Source organism: Salmonirosea aquatica (assembly GCF_009296315.1).
Taxonomy (GTDB): Bacteria; Bacteroidota; Bacteroidia; order Cytophagales; family Spirosomataceae; genus Salmonirosea; species Salmonirosea aquatica.
Window position 1 is genome coordinate 3,338,369 of sequence record NZ_WHLY01000002.1, and the last position, 23,212, is coordinate 3,361,580.

At 51.6% G+C, this 23,212-nt stretch carries 20 protein-coding genes; 12 read left to right on the forward strand and 8 right to left on the reverse strand.

Annotation, left to right across the window (positions count from 1 at the left end):
- Positions 1-35 precede the first annotated feature (35 nt).
- The 4 genes from GBK04_RS15130 to GBK04_RS15145 form a co-directional block, all read right to left on the reverse strand.
- Entirely contained in the window at positions 36-581 is a 546-nt protein-coding gene (locus GBK04_RS15130) for a DUF2911 domain-containing protein (protein ID WP_152761057.1), read from the reverse strand.
- 16 nt (positions 582-597) lie between these two features.
- Positions 598-1,356, reverse strand: a complete 759-nt coding sequence (gene porG, locus GBK04_RS15135) for a type IX secretion system protein PorG (protein WP_373331000.1) — start codon at positions 1,354-1,356, stop codon at positions 598-600.
- A complete protein-coding gene (locus GBK04_RS15140; protein ID WP_373331001.1) occupies positions 1,338-2,357 on the reverse strand; it encodes a DUF6089 family protein in 1,020 nt (339 codons plus the stop codon). The genes porG and GBK04_RS15140 overlap by 19 nt, the downstream gene beginning before the upstream one ends.
- A 195-nt stretch (positions 2,358-2,552) precedes the next feature.
- Positions 2,553-3,710, reverse strand: a complete 1,158-nt coding sequence (locus GBK04_RS15145; RefSeq protein WP_152761061.1) for a C40 family peptidase — start codon at positions 3,708-3,710, stop codon at positions 2,553-2,555.
- A 160-nt stretch (positions 3,711-3,870) separates the two neighbouring features.
- On the opposite strand from GBK04_RS15145, the gene GBK04_RS15150 reads away from it, so the two are divergent.
- The 5 genes from GBK04_RS15150 (at position 3,871) to GBK04_RS15170 (ending at position 9,708) form a co-directional block, all read left to right on the forward strand.
- Positions 3,871-4,500, forward strand: coding sequence for an ABC transporter ATP-binding protein (locus GBK04_RS15150; RefSeq protein WP_152761063.1), 630 nt, complete (start codon positions 3,871-3,873; stop codon positions 4,498-4,500).
- A 5-nt stretch (positions 4,501-4,505) separates the two neighbouring features.
- On the forward strand, positions 4,506-5,228 hold the full coding sequence (locus tag GBK04_RS15155; protein ID WP_152761065.1) for a lysophospholipid acyltransferase family protein: 723 nt from the start codon (positions 4,506-4,508) through the stop codon (positions 5,226-5,228).
- Between the two features lie 74 nt (positions 5,229-5,302).
- The gene (locus tag GBK04_RS15160; RefSeq protein WP_152761067.1) at positions 5,303-5,815 is read left to right on the forward strand and encodes a GNAT family N-acetyltransferase; all 513 of its coding nucleotides are present in this window, start codon (positions 5,303-5,305) and stop codon (positions 5,813-5,815) included.
- A gap of 222 nt (positions 5,816-6,037) precedes the next feature.
- The gene (locus GBK04_RS15165; protein WP_152761069.1) at positions 6,038-6,775 is read left to right on the forward strand and encodes a formylglycine-generating enzyme family protein; all 738 of its coding nucleotides are present in this window, start codon (positions 6,038-6,040) and stop codon (positions 6,773-6,775) included.
- 71 nt (positions 6,776-6,846) lie between these two features.
- Positions 6,847-9,708, forward strand: coding sequence for a TIR domain-containing protein (locus GBK04_RS15170; protein ID WP_373331002.1), 2,862 nt, complete (start codon positions 6,847-6,849; stop codon positions 9,706-9,708).
- A 46-nt stretch (positions 9,709-9,754) separates the two neighbouring features.
- Here the strand turns inward: GBK04_RS15170 and GBK04_RS15175 are convergent, their stop codons facing one another.
- Both GBK04_RS15175 and GBK04_RS30665 read right to left on the reverse strand, forming a co-directional pair.
- Positions 9,755-10,261, reverse strand: coding sequence for a DUF6169 family protein (locus GBK04_RS15175; protein ID WP_152761072.1), 507 nt, complete (start codon positions 10,259-10,261; stop codon positions 9,755-9,757).
- Positions 10,239-10,406 carry a hypothetical protein gene (locus GBK04_RS30665; RefSeq protein WP_373331003.1) on the reverse strand — a complete coding sequence of 56 codons (168 nt, stop codon included), beginning with the start codon at positions 10,404-10,406 and terminating at the stop codon, positions 10,239-10,241. The genes GBK04_RS15175 and GBK04_RS30665 overlap by 23 nt, the downstream gene beginning before the upstream one ends.
- 134 nt (positions 10,407-10,540) lie before the next feature.
- On the opposite strand from GBK04_RS30665, the gene GBK04_RS15180 reads away from it, so the two are divergent.
- Both GBK04_RS15180 and GBK04_RS15185 read left to right on the forward strand, forming a co-directional pair.
- Entirely contained in the window at positions 10,541-12,526 is a 1,986-nt protein-coding gene (locus GBK04_RS15180) for a glycoside hydrolase family 97 protein (RefSeq protein WP_152761073.1), read from the forward strand.
- A gap of 137 nt (positions 12,527-12,663) precedes the next feature.
- Entirely contained in the window at positions 12,664-13,788 is a 1,125-nt protein-coding gene (locus GBK04_RS15185) for a PepSY-associated TM helix domain-containing protein (RefSeq protein ID WP_152761074.1), read from the forward strand.
- A gap of 6 nt (positions 13,789-13,794) precedes the next feature.
- Here the strand turns inward: GBK04_RS15185 and GBK04_RS15190 are convergent, their stop codons facing one another.
- Positions 13,795-14,760, reverse strand: a complete 966-nt coding sequence (locus GBK04_RS15190; RefSeq protein ID WP_152761075.1) for an NAD(P)/FAD-dependent oxidoreductase — start codon at positions 14,758-14,760, stop codon at positions 13,795-13,797.
- 150 nt (positions 14,761-14,910) lie between these two features.
- On the opposite strand from GBK04_RS15190, the gene GBK04_RS15195 reads away from it, so the two are divergent.
- Positions 14,911-15,708 (forward strand): hypothetical protein, encoded by a 798-nt coding sequence (locus GBK04_RS15195; RefSeq protein WP_152761076.1) that lies wholly within the window; start codon positions 14,911-14,913, stop codon positions 15,706-15,708.
- A gap of 105 nt (positions 15,709-15,813) precedes the next feature.
- Entirely contained in the window at positions 15,814-17,433 is a 1,620-nt protein-coding gene (locus GBK04_RS15200; RefSeq protein ID WP_152761077.1) for a sodium:solute symporter family transporter, read from the forward strand.
- 176 nt (positions 17,434-17,609) lie between these two features.
- On the opposite strand, the gene GBK04_RS15205 is transcribed toward GBK04_RS15200, so the two are convergent.
- The gene (locus tag GBK04_RS15205; protein ID WP_152761078.1) at positions 17,610-20,483 is read right to left on the reverse strand and encodes a putative LPS assembly protein LptD; all 2,874 of its coding nucleotides are present in this window, start codon (positions 20,481-20,483) and stop codon (positions 17,610-17,612) included.
- A 79-nt stretch (positions 20,484-20,562) separates the two neighbouring features.
- On the opposite strand from GBK04_RS15205, the gene GBK04_RS15210 reads away from it, so the two are divergent.
- The 3 genes from GBK04_RS15210 (at position 20,563) to GBK04_RS15220 (ending at position 23,149) form a co-directional block, all read left to right on the forward strand.
- Positions 20,563-21,363 (forward strand): N-acetylmuramoyl-L-alanine amidase family protein, encoded by an 801-nt coding sequence (locus GBK04_RS15210; protein WP_152761081.1) that lies wholly within the window; start codon positions 20,563-20,565, stop codon positions 21,361-21,363.
- A gap of 50 nt (positions 21,364-21,413) precedes the next feature.
- A complete protein-coding gene (locus GBK04_RS15215; RefSeq protein ID WP_152761082.1) occupies positions 21,414-22,415 on the forward strand; it encodes an MlaD family protein in 1,002 nt (333 codons plus the stop codon).
- Between the two features lie 128 nt (positions 22,416-22,543).
- Entirely contained in the window at positions 22,544-23,149 is a 606-nt protein-coding gene (locus GBK04_RS15220; protein WP_152761084.1) for a Uma2 family endonuclease, read from the forward strand.
- Positions 23,150-23,212 lie beyond the last annotated feature (63 nt).

Consider the following 23,212-nt stretch of genomic DNA (forward strand, 5'->3'; position numbering starts at 1 on the left):
GGAAGGAATAGTAATCAGGAGGAGAGGCAGGTTGCTTAGTCAGGGCGGATTGGAACGACGGCTTCGGTATGGGCCCAGCTCAGAATCATATCGGCGCCGTCGGGCTGGTCCTCAAAATATATCTTAAAGTTTTCTACGGTCTTGGGATGCACGCGGATGGGTACCTCAATGCGGGCCACATCCAGGCCGTCATTGTACTGAGTGCCCCATTGGCCGGTTTCTTCATTGAGTACCACTTGCCATTGAGCCTGGCCGGGGATGGTCCACAGCGAGTAGGTACCCGCCTCGATGGGAGTGTTGGCCACCCGCACATTTTCTGCAAAAGTAATGAGCGTGGCCTCGTTGGCACCCGTCCGCCATACCCGGTCGTAGGGTACCAGGGCATTGTCCTGCTCCCGTCCAAAAATAAGGCGGCCTTTGCGGGCGGGGCGACAGTACTGCACGCGTACGTTCAGTCCGCCCTGCTGGTACTCGGCAACGGCCTCAGGGCTGAACGATTTGGTGTATTGTCGGTAACCAATGAATAACGCGGCTAGCGTCAGTACACCGATACCGCTTACGAGTAGAATTTTTTTATTCATACGCCTTAGGGGGGTACTATTCGGGACAAGTGATTCGGTAAAAGGTATAGCTAACCGAAAAACCGATGTAATAGTAGGTATCCTTGGTAGAAGGATCGCCCTGATCCAACTTATTCGTTGAGATAGGTGGTCCGCCCAGGTTGTCCAAAAAGTCGGTGAAAGTTTTGCGGGTACCAAATTCCAGCCCAATGTTCCAGGGGCGGTTGATCTGGTATTTCACGCCCACGCCGTAGGGAATCACCCAGCCTTTGGTGGGATAATCGGAAGTACGGACATTAGGGCTAAAACGGTTATAACCTATTCCCGCAAAAACGTAGGGTGTCCAGTTGAGCGCAAAGCGCCGATCCTGGTAGTTGAGAAAATTATATTCGGTAACCAGACTGGCTTCCGATAGCTTCGTGCGGAAGGAAAGGTTACGGACTTTCTGGAAAGGGTCTTTGCTATAGGCATCATTGGCCGTAATACTGCCCATGAGCATTTCGGCCCGGAAGGTTACCGAACGACTCACGTTGTAGCGAAAAAACAAGCTTCCGCCCGGACGCAGAAAGCGGGGATTGAAGCTCGTGGCAATATCACCCTTGTAGTTGAAAGCCCCGGCGCTTGCGCCGATTTCTATTTTCTGGGCAGCACCTACCCTGCCCATGAGCAGGAGTACAAAAAGAATTAAACAGAATCGAATGCCATACGGCAGGTAACTCCGCCCATGCAAAAACTGTCCACTGTCCTCTGTCCTCTGTCCACTTAACAAATGCCCACTCATTTCAGCGGAGGACATTTGATGGGGCTGCCCAGAATATACGTCACATGGATGGTTCCCGTCATGTAGGTGTCATTGCGTCCGGGATGGGTACCTCTTGCCGTTCCGGGGCTGGCATAATCGGTCTGCTGGATGGCCACAAAAGGATCGACGCTTGGGTCGGTAATCTGGTAGCGTTCGGCCAGAAACTTCTGCAGTCCTGCCGTACGGTCACCTCCCTTGCGGGCCGCCGTAGGCTCCGCCGAGCGATTAGACATGGCACGGGCCAGATCATCCTTCAGGACATTGGGATCAGGATAGTATTTCGACACGTCGTCGAGATAGTCCGTCGAAGTAAAGCGAAAGCCTAGTTCAGCGCCTACATCGAAGCGGGCATTTATTTTATAACGGAAGCCCAGACCCAACGGAACCGCGAATTGAACCAGCGAATAGGGCTTGTCGTAGCCGGGGCTACCCTGTCCTTCGGTACCCAATGGCTGTAGCTTTACCCAACGGTCGCCATCCAGGTCAGGAACCCGCGCTACCGGATTGTGCGCTACGGCAGCTATCCCCGCAAAAAGGTACGGACTGAACTGCGGACGGCGGTCATAGCTGCGGCTATCGGGAATGATTTTGAAAATTCCCGTCAGGGCAAATTCTTTCAGGTCGTTTCTGAAATGCAGGTTACGGGCAAAAAGGGCAGGTACCCCGTTATCACCACTCTGCATTTTGAAGTCATCACCCGTAATACGTGCCCAGGTAAATGACGCCCTGGCTCCGAAGCGGGGCGTGAAATGCCGGGTGTAGTTGGCCGTAGCGCTCCAGCGGAGCATACCGAATGTGGAAGCAAAAGGGCGGCTATAGGCGGCCATGTCGCCATAGTAGCTTGAGGTACCTATGCCTACGGAAACACTCGAATAGGGAACAAAATTACTGCTTCTGAACTGGGCCATGGCTCCTTCGCTCCCCCACAGCATGAGCGTAGCCAGCATCGCTCCCCGTATGCCCAGCCCGCGGTTTTTTTCAAAAAAAGTATTCATACGCCATGTGCCGCTTTCCGGCAAAATTATACTAGTTGATGGTTTTGTTCGGGGTATTTCTTCAAATGAACGTTTTTATCAAAACTTTATTTGCCCTTGCCCGGTAAATTGTGCCCAGAGGTACCCCCGCTATTCTACCAAAAAAGGTACCATAGTGTTTTTGGAAAATACCTTTTGAAGCCCCGGCATCGCCTGTCAGTTGAACTCCGGCTTTAACCGTTGGATGCCCTGCGCATTGCCCAGCAGGCGCTTGGCGCGCAGAAAACGGTTTTTCTCATAGGCATCAAAGTTGGGTGCCTCGGCGTTCATACTACTTATCCGGACTTTCCCTGAGGCATGGATAAATTCGTCGTTCCCGATCCACATGCCCACGTGCGTCACTTTCTCACGGGTCAGGTCACTGGCTCTGGTGCCGAAAAATAGCAGATCGCCGGGCCGCAGGTTCGAGAAATCATCGGCCGTATCGATCAGTTCGCCTGTATTCACCTGCTGGGAGGCGTCGCGCGGTAGCTCCCAACCGTTGAGGTAGTAGATGGTTTTGGTAAAGCCGCTGCAATCCACCCCCTTGTACGACGTGCCGCCCCACAGGTAGGGGAGGCCCATCATGCGTTTGGCGGTGTTTACCAGTTTTTCTTCGGAAATAGCCAGGGATTCCAGCCATTTCTGGTAGGGCTGGGCGTCGGTTTTGGCCACGTAGGCGTAGCGTCCATCGGGGTACTGTACGTGATAGAACTCCGTTGTCTCTTCCAGCAGATTCAGCCGGTCGCCCGCCACCAGATCCGAAACCGTCTGTCCCTGGGCATCGGGTTTTTCATAGGAAAAAGTGTAAGGCGCGAGTACCATGATCTTGTCGGCTGCTTCCCAGGCTTCGAATTCTGTCAAGGTCATGCGTTGCAGTCCGCCCCAATCCACCCAGGCGATGTAGTGGTCGGGCGTTTGTACCAGGTACCAGCCCCGGTCTTTGTCGAGTACCTGTAGCGGCATTCCCAGCAGCGCCTGAGTGGCCAGTTCGGCGGCGTCGCGGGGCTGAGAGCGGATGTTGGCCACCGAGATCGTCACCACGCCATAGGTTTGTTCGCCCAATACCTCAGCGGGCAGGCTCTGAATGCTGTCCGTGTAGGAGGTACCTTCGTTTTTAAGTTTTTCCAATAGGGCGGCCTTAGCCTCCGGTATATTTGTTTTGCCCTTAAGGGTACCCTGGGCGTCGGCTTCAATCTGAAAAACGGCCACCCGGCCGTCGGAGGCATACTGGCGGCGTACTTTTTCGATGGTGTTCTGCATGGCGGTCGGGGATTGGGCACTGACGGTACCAGCGCTCAGAATCAGCACGCAAAGTAAAACAATGGCTTTCATGTTTGTTTGATTTTTGATCCCGGCTCGCGGAGTAAAGGTTACGGGACGGGTTCGTCCTATTAACGAAGGGTACCTTATCTCCCGCGCTTTGTAGCGGCAAAAATTACCGCTCTGCGCCGAAATTTCGCTATTTTTACCGGAAAAGTTTACTTGCTGTTCCATGTTCGCCAGCCACGATCTCACGTTTTCGTATTCCCCGCTCAAAAAATTCGCTTTCCCCGACCTGCGTTGCGACGACCGCGACACCCTGCTCATTCTGGGGCAATCGGGCAGTGGCAAAACTACTTTGTTGCATTTGTTAGCCCTGCTACTACAACCCGAGTCCGGCGAAATCATGTTGAACGGGCAGGCATTGCGTACCCTTTCCGCCAGCCAAAAGGCCCGCGTGCGGGCGCAGGAGTTGGGGATCATCTACCAGCGGGCGCATTTTGTGAGTTCGCTGACGGTACTGGACAATATTCTACTGGCCAACTACTTGGGTAATAAAAAACAGGATAAGGACAAAGCAGCTTACCTGGCCGATCAACTGGGCTTTGGCGAGCATTTGTTCAAAAAGCCGCACCAGTTGAGCCAGGGTGAGCAGCATCGGGCCAGCATTGCCCGGTCGCTGATGAATGAACCGGCGGTGATTCTGGCCGACGAGCCCACCGCCAGCCTCGACGACACCAACTGCCGCAAGGTAGTAGCCCTTCTGAAAGAACAGTCCCAGTCCATCGGCGCCAGCCTGATCGTCGTCACGCACGACCAACGCCTGAAGGATGAATTTTCCAATCGCGTGAATCTAGGGTAGGAGCTATGCGCTTTCTTTTGCTGTTGTATACCGTCTGGTGTGTTTTCTGGTTCGTCACGCTGTTTTTGTTGCTGTTTCCGTTCACCTACCTTTTCTTGCAAAAAGAAGCCTGGAAGCCCTACGCCCATGCAGTAAATCGGCTTTGGGGAAAACTGTTCTTCCCCTGGGTGGGCATTCGCTTCCGGGTAGAGTATCGCTTTCGGCCCGCGCGGCGGGGTACCTATGTGTTTTGTGCCAATCATTTTTCCTACCTCGACATCGCCACGATGGGGGTGATTCTGGATAATTACTTCGCGTTTGTGGGCAAGCATGGCGTGAAGAAGGTACCCCTGTTCGGCTATATGTTCACTAAACTGCACATCCAGGTCAATCGGGATAAAGGCCACAGTCGGGCTTATTCGCTGAATAAATCCCTGAAAACCCTCGCTTCGGGCCGTAGCGTGATGGTGTTTCCCGAAGGCGGCATCCTGACCCAGAACCCGCCACAACTGCACCTGCCTTTGCAGAAGGGCGCGTTCATCATGGCCATCCAGCAGCAGATACCCCTCGTTCCCGTTTCGCTGCACACCAACTATCGGCTACTCCCCGACACCACACCCATCCGCATGCGGCCGGGCGTGGTACGCGCCATTGTGCATGAGCCAATCAGTACCGTAGGCCTGCGCCCGGAAGATGTACCCGACCTGATGCGGCAGTGGGCAGCAATTGTACAAGCGAGTTTGCTATAAGTACTGACTTGGATTAACTTTCCACTCCTGATCAATTCACTCACCGCGGGGGCGCACCCCTCACGCATTCAAAATTGAAAAAAGCTACCTCCACCGACCTATCCGAGCTGACCCAGCTCATCAACAGCGCCTACCGGGGCGATAGCTCCCGCAAAGGCTGGACCACCGAAGCCGACCTGCTCGGCGGCATCCGTACCAGCGAAACCAGCCTGGCCGAAACCATCGCCCAGCCCAACACGGCTATCCTGCTTCACCGCGACGAAACCACCGATGCACTCATCGGCTGTGTCTACCTCGAACAGAAAGGCGACCTGATGTACCTCGGCATGCTGACCGTTTCGCCCGAAATCCAGGCTCAGGGCATCGGCAGGAAACTCCTGCAGGAAGCCGAAACCTACGCCCACTCCCTCGGCTGCCAGGCCGTAGAAATGACCGTAATTTCCCAACGCGCCGAACTCATCGCCTGGTACGAGCGACGCGGCTTCGCGCTCACGGGTGAAACGCGTCCTTTTCCGATGAATGATCCGCGCTTTGGGGAACCGAAGATGGATTTGGAGTTTGTGGTGATGCGGAAGGGGTTGGAGTAATGTGACTGAAAAATATCCTTCCCAAGCCATATGTCGATCAAATCGACATGAACCCATAACGTGTCGATTTATAGGGGGTAAAATAAACATGTCGGCTCTCATACCCCTCTATTATATCGCGTGGAATGGTAGAATTCACTATCTTGGCACAGCTTCAAGAGATAAGAGAAGGAGGTAGGTGAAAAGTACCTCAATATGAAAAACGACTAGCCGCTTCCTGCTATGCCTGAAAACATCGAAAGCCTTTTTGATCTATCCTACACCGAACTTATCTGGATTGAACCGCCCACTACTCCTTTCTTATTCCAGAACAAATTGGAGGTACCCCCGAACGGACCTTTTGAAAGCGGCTTCTATGCGGGTAAGTACCCCGTGACGCAGCAGCTCTATGAAAAGGTAATGAAAGAAAACCCTTCCCATTTTAAAGGAAAGCACCGCCCTGTGGAGCAGGTGAGTTGGGATAAAGCAAATGAATTTTTAGAAACTCTAAATGAGAAAACCAAGGATCATTACGACGACGACCTGCAATTTCACCTCCCGACCGAAGTGATGTGGGAGTACTGCGCCCGTAACCACGCCTGGGAAACAAAGAGCGTTGCCTCTGTCGAGCGTCATAATTATGGTGATTTTAGCAGTAGCCACGTACTTGACGAAGTGGGTTGGTATGCTGATAACAGCCATAGGCAAACCCAGCCCGTGGGCCTCAAAGAATCCAATCTCATGGGCTTGCACGACATGAACGGAAACGTATGGGAATGGTGCGCCGATCTGTACATCGAAATAATAAATAAAGACTACTTTGAAAAAACCAAGGAAAAATATGTAACCGGAAAGTTTACCCCTGCGGTTCGTGGCGGGTCTTGGAATGGCAGTGATTACAACTCCCGGGTGCTGATCCGTCTCAGGGTTCTACCTGACGACCGGAAGTACGACTTGGGGTTTCGGCTATTCCGGTACTAAAAGTTACCCTTTTTCCTTTTATTCTTTTACCCTTTATCCTTGCCGAAGGCGAGTCAATTATGCCTAATCCTATGCTTCTACGCCTTCCTCCTCGTTTTGTGGCAACCCCGTTTATACCTCCTGAACGACTCGCTGAGTTACGTGTTAGCAGTGGAGTAATCCGCTATAGCCTTAATGAAAATGAACAACTCTTAGGGCTGCACCTAGCTGATACAGAACTTACCGATGACGAACTGAGGGAACTGCTCCAGAGCAATGATACATCTGCCCTAGAGATACTTCACATCGCCCGGAATAGCCTCACCCGGCTTGATTTTATAGATAATGTACTTCCATCCTTGAAGTTTTTAGATGCGCGGGGAAACAAGTCTTTGATCACCACCGATCTATCGGGCTGTTCTCAACTCGAAAAAGTAGTGTTGAGGGACTGTGCTTTGTCAAAGCTGATTCTGCCTAAGGCACTTCCCAACCTTATTCAGTTGGAAGTCGCCAACAACATCTTAACTGAATTACCGTTGACGGGCTCAGTCGAAAAGCTGCGCTTTTTGGATGTCTTTAATAACAAACTTATTGCCTTACCTACTGCGCTGGCTGAAGCAAGAGATGATTTTTATTTGCTGGCGCATGGAAATGGCTTCGATGAGTTCATTACTGGAATTTTACTGGACAAAAAGTTTACGGACGAACAGCGTCGAGAGGAACTGAAAAAATATCTGAAAAAGCTGAACAGATATGATGCAAAAGAAATCTATACTACTCGACTAATTTTTTTAGGTAACACACAGGTTGGCAAAACCTCACTAGCCGACTTACTTACGGGCGAGGAAAATGCCGACCGAGGCAGTACTCATGGGGTCAATATCCAAGCTTGGGATTTTCAGGATGAAGACTATGCTGACCCTACAAAAGTGATTAGTATTGATTTTGGGGGGCAAGACTACTATCACAGCGTACATTTCTCGCTTTTTAGTAAAGCCGCGATTTACCTGCTGCTATGGGGAAATGGTCAGCCCGATGCTTTTGAAAGAATTCATAACAAGGATGTGGGAGAATTGGATGACATTTATCCTATCGACTACTGGCTGGGGGCAGTAAAATACTTCATGGACTATAATGCTACGGAGGAGAATATAGAAAAGGGCTGGAAAGGGGATGCGTTGAATCTATATATGGTCCACAACCAGAATGTACATAATGGAAAAAGGGGAGAAATCCGCCCTCTCAACAACAAGAAACTAATAGAAATTTATGGAGTAGACGACTTTCTAGGCGTATGTCTCAAAGAAGGTAGAAAAACACAGCGCGAAAAAGAAAAGCGATCGATTGAGCAATTAATTAGCAAGCATCGTATCAAACGTAAACGCGCCAAACTATATGTCGATCTAGAAAACGCAATCGAAGCGCAAAAAAAGAATAGCGAGGTAATGATGCGTGTTGATGAGCTTACGGAAAAGGAAAAGATATTTCTCTATCCTTATGAAGTTAGCGAGGTTTTTACCTTTCTCGCCTATTCGATAACTTGCCATTACTTAGGTGAATTTCAAGATGATGACGCTAATGAGGAAGTGCCATTCCGCACAGAACTCACAGATTACCTGATTATTGACCTCAACATATTTACAAAATGGATGTACAGTATCCTAAACATTAACGTGCTGAGAAACGAAAAAGGAGGGTACTTCCAACGATATGATGCTGAAATCTGGCTTCCAGAAAAGGCAAAAATGCACCTAAATTATATGCTAGGTTTTATGCTGCACCACAAAATTATCTTTGTAGTGAAGGATCAACCAGACCGTTACGTGGTGCCTCAATACCTTAAACCGTTGGTACCAAAGAGCGTCGATGCTCTCTTTCTGGGCGGCTTTGATGCTCCAATGGTCAAGTACTCTTTTGAGAATTACTTTCATAGTAATATTCTGGCGGAGCTTATCGGAAGTTGTTATGATTTCCTGCTACAATCTCAACAATCCGAAGAAGTTGTGGAAGTTGGGAGCCCGGCAGATTCTCCTCCACAAGTGCTGCCCGAGGCAGGTTGGAAATACGTGATGTGGAAAAACAAAGTGGTGTTGTACAACGAAAAGGAAACCACCAAACGATTCCTCTTGCTTGAATTTCAACTCCCACTACCCAGCGAAAATAGCAAAGATGAGGTATCCAAACCCACGATCACATTGAGCCGCTACGCCAAAGAACAGGTAGAGGATGTGTTTGTGCAGGACATCATAAAGAATATTGAGAAGACCATCAAGTACTATGAGTACACCAAGTTGGTGATGGCCCCGAATGGGGAGTATATTCCTTTTAACGTACTGGACGGAGCGAAAGCCAGAATAGCTGAAAGTGGGTATAAGGGTACCTTTGAAAACCAAAGAGAAAGCTATCTTGTGTTTTACGATAATTACGTGTACCGCCGGGGCGATTTCAAATTGTATCTACCAAATGAAAAAATCACTATGAAAAAAATCTTTATTTCTTATTCCCAGCATGATGAACTGTATAAGGATGAATTGAAAAAGCATCTGGTCACACTGATTCACGAAAATAAGGTATCTACTTTCGACGACCGTCAGTTGTCACTGGGAGGAGAATGGGATTCGGAATTGAAGCGCAAAATCGACGAGTGCGACATTATGGTCTGCCTCATCAGCGTTGACTTCCTGAACACGGGCTATATCATGAAAACCGAAGTGCCCCGTGCTTTGGAAATGGGAAAAACGGTGGTTCCCATTGTAGTTCGCCCCTGCGATTGGACTGAGTCGATGCTAGGTGTACAGAATGGTGTTTTAAAAGGAAAAGAAATCAGCCTTTTTGAGGAGAAAAATGATAAGAATATGCCAATATTCCGCTCCTCGACTCGTGAGGAACGCGATATGTTGTGGCTAAATGTCGTGAAAGGATTCAGAGCGAAGGCATTTGTGAATGAAGAGTAGGCGTTTTAATAAAACCCATATTCATGCATTTCCCCAAGTGTCTACCTTACTTCCCCTCTTCTCCCATCCACATAAATATCTCTACAATCCGGCTGGCGTTCGGATGCAGGCGGCTCAGAATCATCGAAAGATAAATGCGGTGGCTGCCGTCCACAACGAAACGATCGAATTTGGCCAGGATATCGGTGCTGGGATTTTGGTCATGAAACCAATGGCCGAATTTACGGTGCCGTGCTTTGCCCCTTCCATCCGTAGAATCGCAGATGAACACGATAACGTGCCGCTGGATCAGGAAGAAATCTTCAAAAATGGCAAATATAGTAGGCGCTACCCGCTCATCAGCGGTAAGGCGTCCACCAGTCGGATTGTCGGCAATCGAGATGGTCATCTCAAACACTTCCGCGCCCAAATCCATGTAAGCGTTAAAGTATTCGGAGGAGGGAACGAACTTAATTTCGTAAACTATGTCAGTAATTGTCGTGAAAAAATAGGAGTTGCAGTCCCCACCTACGGCGACATATTGATAAGCACTACTCGACTTTTCGCTTTCCATTGACTTTTTTCAGTTCATCAATAACCGACCGTAGCTCGGGATCATTCTGGTATTTCTCCTCTGCCTCGCGCTGAGCCTGTTCTTTGACGTTCATCAAATGACGGACAAACTCGATGCCGCTGATGGATTTGGTCTTCGTTTCCATGATTATTGCATTTTTGCCCTAAGTTACGAATTGTTCACGATAAAGCGGAAGAAGGCAAGTGGGTTGTGTCTTGCCATAGCGAATGGCTATCTTTGGCCGTTCAATCAAGCCTATCTCTGTACAATCGCTTCCCTATGCAATTTTCAAAATCTCTACTCTTTCTCCTTTTCATTTCCCACACCCTTGTCCACGCCCAAAAGGAAATTCAGCTCAAATCCCCCAACGGAAACATTACGTTTTCGTTCAACCTGATCCGCGACGTACCTACCTACAAAGTGCAGTACAAAGGCACCGAACTCATCGGCGAATCGACTTTGGGGCTGGATTTCAAGGAGGGGGGTACCTTTGGCGAAAAACTCCGGATGGGTACCCCTACCTACTGGAACGCCGAGGAAAACTACGATCTGGTAGTCGGCAAAACGAAGTACGTATTCAGTTATAGCAAGGCCATTTCCATTCCGCTCATGGAACGGTCGGGCGCGGGGCGGCAGGTCGATCTGGTGGTGCGGGTGTTCAACGAAGGCGTGGCGTTTCGCTACGAATTTCCGCCGCAGAGCAACTGGGCTTCCTACGAAATGACGGAGGAGCGGAGTACCTTCAACATCAAAGGCAATCCCAAAATCCGCGCCATGTTGCTGGGTACCTACACCAGTTCGCACGAGCATTACTACCAAAAAATGCCCCTCAGCGAAGTCAAAAACGACACGCTGATGGATATGCCCGCGCTGTTCGAGTATCCGAATAAAACGTACCTGGCGATCACCGAAGCCAATCTGCGTAACTACGCGGGCATGTACCTAAAGAAAAAAGAGGGGTACCTTGTCACACAACTGTCGCCGTTGCCGGGGCAAAACGAAATCAAAGTCAAAGCCAACCTACCCCATAAAAGTCCGTGGCGGGTGATGATGATCAGCGACCGCATCGGCGAGCTGATGGAGTCCAACATGATTACGGCCCTGGCCGACTCGAAAATCAAACAGGATTTTTCGTGGCTGAAGCCGGGTAAAACGTCCTTCCACTGGTGGAACGGCGACATCATCCCCGACACGACTTTCGCACCGGGTATCAATTTCGAAACCAATAAATACTACATCGACTTCTGCGCCGACAACGGCATCGACTACCATTCCGTGATCGGTTACGGCGGTTTTCCGTGGTACATCAGCGATGCGGCGGGCTACGGCATGGTGGGTCCCAACACCGACGTGACGCGCACCGTGGCTACGCTGGACATGCAGCAGGTATGCGACTACGCCAAGCAGCGGGGCGTGGGAATTCACGTCTGGATTCACTGGCAGGCGCTGTACCAACAACTGGAAGACGCCTTCACGCAGTTTGAGAAATGGGGCATCAAGGGCATGATGGTGGATTTCATGGACCGTGACGACCAGGAAATGGTCAATATTCAGGAAGAAATTCTGCAGGCCGCCGCCCGGCACAAATTGTTCATCCAATTTCACGGCTCGTTCAAACCCACCGGTCTGAGCCGTACCTTCCCGAATGAACTAACCCGCGAGGGTACCTACAACTACGAAGTGAACAAGTGGAATCCGCAGGGCCTGAGTCCCGACCACGACATCGACATGCCGTTCACGCGGGTACTGGCCGGGCCCACCGACTACCACCTCGGCGGCTTTCGGGCGGTACCTCCGGCGCAGTTCCACACGCAGTTTACCCGCCCACTGATGGCCGGTACGCGCGCCCACATGCTGGCGATGTACGTGGTACTCGAGAGTTACCTGGCCATGGTGGCCGACTACCCCGAGGCGTATCTGAAACAGCCCGGTTTCGATTTTTTACAAAAAATACCCACCACCTGGGACGAAACCAAGGTACCCCTGGCGGAAGTGGGTGAACACGTAACGACCGCCCGGCGAAAAGGTACAGAATGGTACATGGGTACGATCAATAACACCAAAGCGCGTAAAATCACGATTCCGCTTACTTTTCTGGGACAGGGCAAGTACCGCGCGACGCTATACGCCGATGCGAAAGACGTGGCTACCCATCCAAACCAGCTGGACAAAACGGAACGTACCGTAACCGCTACCGATTCCATCGAAGCCAATTTGGCAGCGGGTGGTGGGCAGGTCGTTCATTTTGTGAAGGTTATGGAGTAAGAAGAGCCATATTTTCTGTACGTACCACTAATTATTTAGAAAGATTCTAAGAAATAGAGCGTGAAACCTTTGACAAGTGATTTCATTCTCTATTTTTGCGCTTTCGATCTGCTAAAAATCAATTTTCTATAAAATACATGGCCAAAGCTTCCGACCTCGACAACCTTGTCTATGCTGTTCACAAATGGTGCGGGTTGATCGCCGGCCTGTTTATTCTGATGCTGAGTAGTACGGGTACCCTCCTGCTTTTCAATGACGAAATAGATACCGCCACCAATGCCGAAATGGTCAAGGTAAGCGCCGAAGGGCCGCGCCTTTCGGCCGATCAGTTGGTGACGGCGTTGGTTCAGAAGTATCCCGATGCCTCGCTTAACAATACCATTTTATACCCCGACGCATCCGACCGTGCGCCGATGACGCAGCTCCGGCAGGATGGCAAAAACTGGTGGGTGTACCAAGACCCCGCGACTGGCGCAGTGCTGGGGCAGCGCGAACCCAACGAGACATTGATGAAGCAGATACTACACGTCCACGAACACCTCACGCTGGGAGCAACAGGTCACGCGATTCTGCTGGTAGTGGGCATTGCGCTGGTTCTGCTGGTATTGACGGGCGTATGGTACTACCGTGCGTCGCTTTTGTCAGTATTTAAGATTGGCGTGCGTAACCGCAACACCTACCTTGCCAACTCCGATTTGCACAAACTGGTGGGTGTGTTAAGTTTCCTTTTCCTGTTGCTGATGGGGGTTACGGGAAGCTTCATGCACTGGGAGAAAGTGGAGCGGATGTTCGATGGCCCGCCACCGGCTGCGGCCCGGCCCGAAGGTACCCCAGCTGAATCCGTTGCGCCTGATTATACCCGGCTTTCGCTGGCCAGTAGTTTGCAGATTGCCGAAAAAGCGATCCCTAATTTTACGCCCGCCCAAATCAGGTACCCCCGTGCCGCCGATGGTAACGTCGTCATCGCCGGTACGCGTCCCGAAAGCAATCGTCTGCTGGGATTATACACCTCTTCGGTAGAAATAAACCCCGCCAATGGCGAGGTAGTGAAAATAGAACATGCCGAGGATCGTGACTTCGAGGCCAACGCCGAAGCGACGGTCGAGCAAATCCACTTCGGGCATTATGGTGGAATATTCACTCAGCTACTCTACGGCCTGGGTGGCATTGGCCTGGGTACCATGACCGTCACGGGGTTTGTGATCTGGTGGGAAAAACGCAAGTTTCCCAAGAAGAAAGCCAAGGCGGTACGGATGGCGTAGGCTGGTCTAGGTATTCGTGCCTTCGATCAAAGCCCGAGCCATCTGCCGGCCCGACTGAAACGCCCCCTCAACATTCCCCATGCCAAAGCCATCGCCACCCAGCAACGTAGGAAAGGGCATAGGTACCTCAAGGTACCCCTCCGGGTGACGTACCTCGGCGAGGCTGTACCGCCAGCGGTGTACCTGGTACTCCGTCACACTTTCGGCGGGTACCCACTCCGTGAGCTGATCCAGTAGTTTTTGTCCGGCTGCCCGCAAATCACCTTCCAGATGTTCGACGCTGAAAGCGGGCGTAGCGTGGATTGTCACGGTCGCTTGTTCGGGTGCAATGCCTTTTTGCTGATTGTCAATCACTTTTTCTATACCGCCCGTTTCCAATATTTGCATACCCGGGGCCGGAATGCGGCTGGGCTGATTCAACAGGGCGATGACCGCCAGGCAAGGCTGGTACGTGATCGCTTGCAAGGCCCCTTGTTCGGCTTCGGGTAGGTTGAGGTCGCTGTCTCCCAAGAGGGTCAGAGCCTGAGGGGCCGGAATGGTTAGCAGGAGTGCATCGGCGCGGAAGGTGTTCCCGGACTCGGTCGTGACCCGGCAACTGGCTTCATCGCCCTCAATCAATATAGCGCGTTCCTGCAACGCAATGTTCAATCCCTGAGCCAGGTATTTGGGTATGGTACTCATGCCCTGGGCGCCAAAATACCGTGGGTACTCGATGCCCGCTTCTGACAAATCCCAGGCTTCGGCAATGCCCTCAGCGGTAAGTTGATCCAGGAGTTGCCGGAATTCGGGTGTGCGCACCGAAAAGTACTGGGCCCCGTGGTCGGCGCGGGTGTGGTCGATTCGCCGTGTGGCCATGCGCCCGCCAACGCCCCGGCCTTTGTCCAGAATAGTCACCTCCCAACCATAGTTGGTCAGCTCGCGGGCGGCGGTAAGCCCGGCCATACCCGCCCCGATGATGATGCAAGAATTCATGCGTGGTGTTTTGATGGAAAAAAAAGCCAGCAGCCGATAGCCGACAGCCGGCAGCTACCCCTTACTTTTACCTTCAACAAGAAATAGCGGGCATTGTTGAAAAATAACTCCTCCTTCCTTTTCCGATTTTATAAGGTTCTGAGATTCCTGATGATAGGGATATTACTGGCCGTCACAAGCTATTTTTTTCTGTATTCCCACATTTTTTATTGTCAGACCATTGCCTATTCCGATTTTGAAAAAGTAAGCGAAAACCTGTACGTGAGCGACGGAATCGACCAGTCCCAGCGGCAGCAAATGTACGCCTCGATCCGGAAAGCGCGCAGCAGAGTGGTGGCGTTCTGGGGAAAATCCATGGGCGAGGCTACGCTCATTCTGTGCAGCAATCCTGACGAGTACCAGAAGTACTGCCACAGTAGCGAAGGTGCAGGTTGCAGCCTGGGTACCCCCTGGGGCGATTCGTACATCATTCTGAATCCGTACGGGCTCAATGAAGATGTGATCAGCCACGAAATGTGTCATGATGAATTGTTCAGCCGCCTGGGCTGGTGGAGAGCCACGACCCAGATTCCGCAGTGGTTCAATGAAGGCCTGGCCCTGATGCTGGACCGCCGTTTTGTGCCGGAAACCGATCCTCTGCCCCGGTACCTCAGTTATAAGGACGAATGGATGTACCTCACGCACGGGGCCCAGGAAGTGCTGGAACTGGATGACCTGAGCTCGATGAAGGGATTCTTCGGGGGTAACCAGCGGCACGTCATGCTCGCCTACATGACCGCCGGGATGGAAGTAGCCTACTGGCTGATGCTGACCAACCCCAGGAATGTGCGGGTACTTCTGGACGCCGTAGCCCGGGGCGGCGAGTTCACCAGCACCTACGAACGCATGAGAAAAGCCGGGGAAATCCAGCGTCATGTACCGCCGTCTTCGTCCTACCCTTTACGCTGATTTTGTAGGATTAACGTAAAATCGTGCATTATTTTCACAAAAAACGTACTTTCGCCTTCACGTAAAAAATCAACCTTCTGCTACCACATTTAACCCTGCCTGACGATGCAACAATTACAAACGCTGGATTACGTTGTTTTTTTCTTTTACTTCCTGATCGTAGCGGGCTACGGGTACTGGATTTACAACCGTAAGAAATCCGCCGCGGCTTCCACCACCGACTTTTTCCTGGCCGAAGGATCGCTTACCTGGTGGGCCATCGGAGCCTCACTGATTGCTTCCAATATTTCCGCCGAGCAGTTCATCGGTATGTCGGGCAATGGCTTTTCGATGGGGCTGGCCATATCGACCTACGAGTGGATGGCCGCCGCCACGCTGATCATCGTAGCCGTGTTTTTTATGCCTATCTACCTCAAAAACCGCATCTTTACCATGCCGCAGTTTCTTGAGCAGCGGTATAATAAGAGCGTGAGCCTGATCATGGCTATTTTCTGGCTGGCGCTGTACATACTGGTCAACCTGACCTCGATCCTTTACCTGGGCGCACTGGCCGTTTCTGGTATTTCCGGGCTCGATTTCGACTTCTGTATGTGGGCGCTGGCGATTTTTGCCATCATCATTACGCTGGGGGGGATGAAGGTAATCGGCTATACCGACGTAATTCAGGTGTTTTTTCTGGTGCTGGGCGGATTGGCCACTACCTACCTGGCCCTCAATCTGGTGTCGGACGACGCGGGACGGCAAGGAATGCTGGACGGATTCAGGGCCATGACCCAGAACCACGACGACCATTTCCACATGATTTTTCAAAAAGGCAATCCCTTCTACTCGCAGCTGCCCGGCCTTACGGTCCTGATCGGCGGGATGTGGATCGTGAACCTAAATTATTGGGGATGCAACCAGTACATTACGCAGCGCGCGCTTGGGGCCGACCTCAAGACCGCCCGGAACGGTATTCTTTTCGCCGCTTTCTTGAAGCTGCTCATGCCCGTGATCGTGGTACTGCCGGGGATCGCGGCTTACTCGCTGTATAGCCGGGGAATGTTCCAGACCGAAATGCTGGGTCCTGATGGCGTACTGCTGCCCGACAAAGCCTACCCTGTGCTGCTGAACCTGTTACCCGTGGGTCTGAAAGGTCTGTCATTTGCGGCCCTGACGGCGGCGGTAGTGGCTTCATTGGCCGGTAAAGCCAACAGTATCTCCACGATTTTTACGCTCGACATTTTCAAGAACTATATCGGCAAGGATAAAACCGAAGCGCAGCTGGTTCGTACGGGCCGCGTGGTGGTGATCGTCGCCATGGTACTGGCTATCGTCGTGGCTCCCTTCATGGGGATTGACAAGAAAGGTGGTTTTCAGTTCATTCAGGAAATGACAGGCTTGCTTTCGCCCGGTATATTCGCTGCCTTTGCCATGGGCTTTTTCTGGAAGCGTACCAACTCCGCCGGAGCGCTGTTCGCCATCGTGGGCGGCTTCCTGATCGCCTTATGTATGCACAATGGTTTTCCGCCCTTCTCCGGCTGGGAAACCGTACCTTTCCTCGATCGCATGGGCGTCGTATTCTTGATCTGCGTGGTGGTGATGGTCGTACTCGGCTTTGTGGCTCCCACTCAGAACAAAGGGCTTGCCATTGATGCCTCGATGTTCAGGACGCACCGCTCGTTCACGATTGGTGCTCTGGTCGTAATTGCTACCATTACGTTCCTGTACACGTACTTCTGGTAGAGTACCTAAGGTACCTTTTGAAAGCCTCCGCCCTGCTCAAGGTTTCCAAATCTCGAGCAGGGCGGAGGCTTTTAATTTTGTCTGGATTAGTAGTTTAAGTAAGGAAGGTACCCCCGAGTAACGGAAGGCAAAAGTGGCATTCCGCAGAAGGGTCTGCCGACCGTCCCACAACTGCATCAGTACCCGCTCTGATCGTAGAAGGAGCGGCGGCGGGTTAGTTTCAAATCCTGCAGGATGGACGACTTGGCTTTGAGCGTGAAAGAATAGTTGCTGGCCCGGAACTGGCTGCCGGCAAAGGGCGTCCAGTTGAACGACATATCCCAGCAGTGCAGGTCGCGGTAGAGCGACACCGTAGTGATGGACGGGCTGAGCGCCTGGAAGTCGAAGCCCGTCTGTAGGCTGATTTTCCACTTGGGCGTCAGGCTCAGGTCACCCGTGGCGTTGACGGTCTGGACGAGGCTGGCCTTTTGCAAGCCAAACCGGCTCAGTCCGAAGTTGTAGCTGAGCGAAATATTCCAGGGAATATCGAAATCCACGTACAGGTCGGGGTTGCGCTGGATGAATTCCAGCTGTTCGGGGGTAGCCTGCGGATTCTGTGGGTTCGGGGGTACCGGCTTCGTCTTGGGATCTTTTTTCTTGGGATTGAAATTGGTGCTGAACGCAAAATTCAGGTTTTGCAGGCGCGCCAGTCCCTGCCCGCGCTTGATCGCGAACTCGTTGATCTTGATGCCTGCCGTATTGCTGGCGCTTCGCGGATCGAGCACATAGGCATAGGGATCGAGCGTCAGATTGAAGTTCATGTTCAGGTTCCGGGCGATCTGCGTGTTGGCATTGATGGCAATGTTCGACAGTTTCAGCGAGTCGGCAATCAGGTTGTAGCTACCCCCGAAACTGAGGTTGTCCAGCAGCATCACTTTCTCAAACTGCTGGTCGGCGGTATCGCTTTTCGACCGCAGTTTCATCTCAAACGAGTTGTTGAGACTATACGAAATCACGCCCGAGGCTTTGCCATTGCTGCTGGTGCTACCAATGCCCCGGTAGCGCGACAGAAAGCGCGTATCTCCCGCCTCATTGATCCTGACCTGTTGATAAAAACCGAAGTTGTCTCCCGAAAAATCAGGCGTGTAGCTGAACGAAATCGCCGGAATCACCGTGTGGCGGATCGCTTCCAACCGACGGCCCTGGATCTGAAAGGTACCATAAAAACGCGTGTTCATACCGGCTCCGAACGAATAGCTGTACTCGCTGCCGAACTGGTTGAGCGTATCGATCCGAATCTGGTTGTTGCCTACATAGTTGTACCGGTACTGCTTGGTGAATACTTCACCCTGTAAGGACAAGCTGGGCGTAAAATTGACGAAGCGCAGGAGCTTGAAATTGGGCAGTGAAATCGGCAGCGAATAGCGTCCCGTAAACTGAGCGTCGCGCAGTAGGGTAGGTAGGTTGCCGAAGTTAAAATCGATCACCTGCTCGCCGCTCACCCGGCTGCTATCAATAGAATTGACCACGACAAAACCTAGCCTTGAATAGCTGGTATCGATGGCCGAAAGAGAGTTATTGACGCTATAATCGCCGTTAAAGTCCAGGCCCAGGCGAAAACTCTCGTACCAGCGACCCTTTCCGCCATTGAGAGCAAAGGGGGCGATCTGGTTGATGCCGAAGTTAAACTGCGTCGAGACATCCGTTTTCCCACCTTCGCGGCGTCCTGTAGAAGGTACCACCTGGCCGAAGTTCTGGTTGACCCGCAGGCTCGCCCCGGCGCGGGCATACTGCCCGAAGGTACGGTTGTACTGCACCGACGAACTGGCCACATTGGAAATATAGCGCTGATTGTCCAGCGCATTGTACTGGTTGAAGCTATTGCTGGTCACGTTCACGTTGGCCGAGAACGTGGAGTTACCCCGCGGGACCGGCGCGTGCGACCAGATGACGCTAAAATCATTGCGACCCGGTCGATTGAGTAATTTGTCAATCTCATCGCCTGATTTGTTACGGTTGAAGCGCAGGGCCACGTTACCGTTGTAGCGGTAACGCTTGGTATAAACCGAGCTGACGCCCAGCCCCCAGCTACCGGTGGAGTAGATTTGCCCGGTTACGGTTGCGTTGAAGCGTTCACTGACAGCAAAGTAGTAGCCCCCGTCACGCAGAAAAAAGCCACGTCCGTTGGGCTCTTCGCCATAGGCTGGGAAGATAATTCCGGAAGTGCCGATCTCTTTTTTCTTGGGAAAAGGAAAGAAACCGAACGGCAGACCCACGGGTAGGGGTACATCGGCAATCACCAGATTAAAAGGCCCCGACACGACCTGTTTGTTATCGATCAGCTTGATCTTGGGGGCATTGATATAAAAGTGCGGATGGGTGAGGTTGCAGGTCGTGTAGATAGCCCCCTTGATGTACAGATTCCCTTCGTCGTCCTTTTTGACCTGATCGCCCCGGATGTTACCCTCGCCCTGCTGGGTTATTATCTCACGGATGAAGCCCTTCTTAGTTTTGTAGTTGTAGCGCAGTTCGCGGGTATTGTAGCTTTCGGGGCCATCCTGAAAGATGGGGTCGCCGATGGTTTTCTTGGTGGTGGAGTCGTAGGTACCCTTGGCAAAAATCTCATTCGTAGTCCAGTCGATACGGATGTAGTCGGCTTTGAGCTGGATGGTACCGTACTTCACCTCGGCGTCGCCGTACAGGTGTACCTGCTTGCCATCCACATCCATAATAGTGGAGTCCTGGGATTGGTACTCGACCGTCGATTGCAGGTCGCTTTCTTTGGCCAGCGAGTCGCGCAGAAGCGAGTCACGGACCATGCTCAAGGAATCGTTCAGGGCGACGCTGATACCATTGCGCAGGGCCGTAGTATCGGTTGGAGTAAGGGTGTCGGAAGCAACTGAATCGGGGGCAATAGCGGGCTGAATCGCGGCCAGGGTATCCGCCTTTGCCACACTGCGGGCTTGGCGGGCTGATCGGCCCGATTGTTGCTGTGTGGTTACGCATCCCCCGAGCAGAAATGCCCAGAAGCACAGCCATATACTAAACCGATTTTTTTTCAGTTGTAACAAATAGACTATTTTTGCAAATAATAAGGATGTCAAAATTAGTGGAGAAACCACTATGGAGTAACGCACGAACCCAAAAATAATGTTAAAAGTTCTTAAAATCGCAGGTGCAGCGGGTTGTCTGGCAGCAAGCCTGGCCTTTGCTTTTCAACAAGAACCCGTATCAGAAAATAACCCCGGACTTGTCGATGTGGTCGTCATCGACGCGGGCCACGGCGGCCACGACTCAGGTACCCGAGGCAAAACCGCCCGCGAATCCCGCACCACCCTCAAAATCGCCCTGGCGCTGGGCAAGAAAATCAAAGCCGAAATGCCCGAAGTGAAGGTACTCTATACCCGTACCTCCGATGTTTTTGTGGAGCTGGACGAGCGCTCGGCCTACGCCAACCGCAACCGGGCCGATCTGTTCATCTCCATTCATTGCAATTCAAGCCCTAGCTCGAGCCGGGCGCTGGGCACCGAGACCTACGTGATGGGGCTTCACAAATCGGCGGGAAACCTGGAAGTAGCCAAACGGGAAAACTCGGTTATTCTGAAGGAGAAAGACTACAAGGAAAAGTACAAGGGCTACGATCCTACCTCTCCACTATCCCACATCATGCTGGCCAATTACCAAAGTGCCTTCCTCAGTAGCAGTTTACGGTTTGCCGGGCAGGTCGAGCGGCAGTTCAGAACCCTCTCGGAACGGAAGAGCCGGGGCGTGAAACAGGCCGGATTTCTGGTGCTCTGGCGTACCAACATGCCTAGCGTACTGGTGGAGACAGGCTTTTTGAGCAATCCTACCGAAGAAGCGTACCTCAACTCAAGCGACGGACAGGACGAAGTAGCCCAGGCCGTTTTTAGTGCGTTTAAACAATACCGTAAGGACATGGAACGATATTAGTGGTATTTTCGTAGAAAAAACGAACGATTTCTTCATCACGATTTCTATCCATGAAAGTTTCCAAGGAGTTGAAAGTAGGGATTCTATCCATTATTACGGTGGCAATGCTCTATTTCGGCTTTAATTTCCTCAAAGGATCTGACCTCTTTTCCCGCACCAATACTTACTTCGTCGTGTATGATAATGTCGACGGATTGACTTCCTCCAATCCGGTGACCCTGAACGGATTATCGGTAGGTCGTGTTCAAAGCATCAAAATCCAGCAGGACCGCAACAACCAGCTGCTGGTGGCAATGGAAGTCAGGAACGACATCATACTCCGGCAAGGTACCCAGGCGGTTCTGGCCGATGGGGGACTGCTGGGGGATAAAGCCATTCGACTGCAAATAAGCCCGACCGGAGCACAATTGGAAAACGGCGACACATTGCAGGGCCTGAAAGAAGCAGGGATTTCTGCGCTTCTACAGGCCAAAACGCTGCCCGTCATGGATAAAGCCGATTCACTGGTACGTAACCTCAATGCGGTTACACAGGGTTTCCGGGAAACGGGCGCAATCCTCAATCAGGTGCTGCGCAACTACGACCAAACCGGAACGGTGCTGCGTAACACACTGGAACGGAATCAAAAGGATCTATCGGCCCTGATTACCAACCTCAGCCAGCTGTCGGGATCACTGGTTGAAACCGAAAAGCAAGTAGGGCCCCTACTGGCCAAAGCGGACAGCTTTGCCGACTCATTGAAAGCACTCCGCCTGGGCGAAACCGTCAACCGGGCCAATCAGCTGGTGGGCCAAATGGAGCAACTGGTCGCTTCTGTCGGATCAGGAGAGGGTACCGCCAGCAAACTGCTCAACGATGACAAGCTCTACAACAACCTGAACTACACGATCATCAGCATGAACCAGTTGTTGGCCAATCTGCGTGAGCACCCCAAGCGGTACGTAAATGTCTCCATTTTCGGCAAGAAGGACAAAGGTCCGACCGAATCGCCGGTGGATACGACGCTGGAATTCAGAAAGCCCAAAGCAGACTCGATTCCTGACAGTAACTAAAGTGCAAAGTTTTTCGGGCCAATCCAACGGCTCTTAGCTGAGAAACTAAGCGTCAACTATTCTTTCAAAACGCTGTATTTTGTCACATGAACTAGGTACCTTGTATCTTGTACTAAGTACTCACCGCCATGCATGTTCACGAATTAACTAAGCCTGCTTCCCCAATTCCCACCGCCCTGGTTAAGGAAACCATCGACGGTAGGCCCTTCTATTACCCTAATTTTAAAAAAGTACTAGCCGGGGAGCAAACTCTGGATGACGTTATGGGAAGCAGCACATTACAGAGCTTTATCGTTAGTTTTTTGTTTCGATTTGTATACAGGAATCTTGACGAAAAGCAGTATTACTTCTTAGGAAGTGAAATTGGTCTCCACATCGACAAGCGAAACAATCTGGCGGGTGACCTAGCCCTTTTTGAACGCAGTACCCTAACTATTAAAAAAATCAATGTTCACTATGCCGACGTGCCCCCGAAAGCAGTGGTCGAGGTAGATACCAACATCGATTATTCTGAGGAAGGTGCTTTCGATTACGTCCACCTGAAAACTCAAAAATTACTGGATTTTGGAGTGCAGCGGGTCATCTGGATTTTTACCATCAGCCGTAAGGTGATCGTGGCCGAGCCCGGTAAAGACTGGCTTACCAAAGACTGGAATCAGGACATTGAATTGCTGGACGCTAAATTTTTTAATATTGGGAAGTACCTGGCCGAAGAGGGGATTGAGTTGGAGTAGTTCAACCTGGCTTAAAAGGATCACTTTCAAAAGTCGTTTGCTTACGGGCGGGCGACTTTTTAT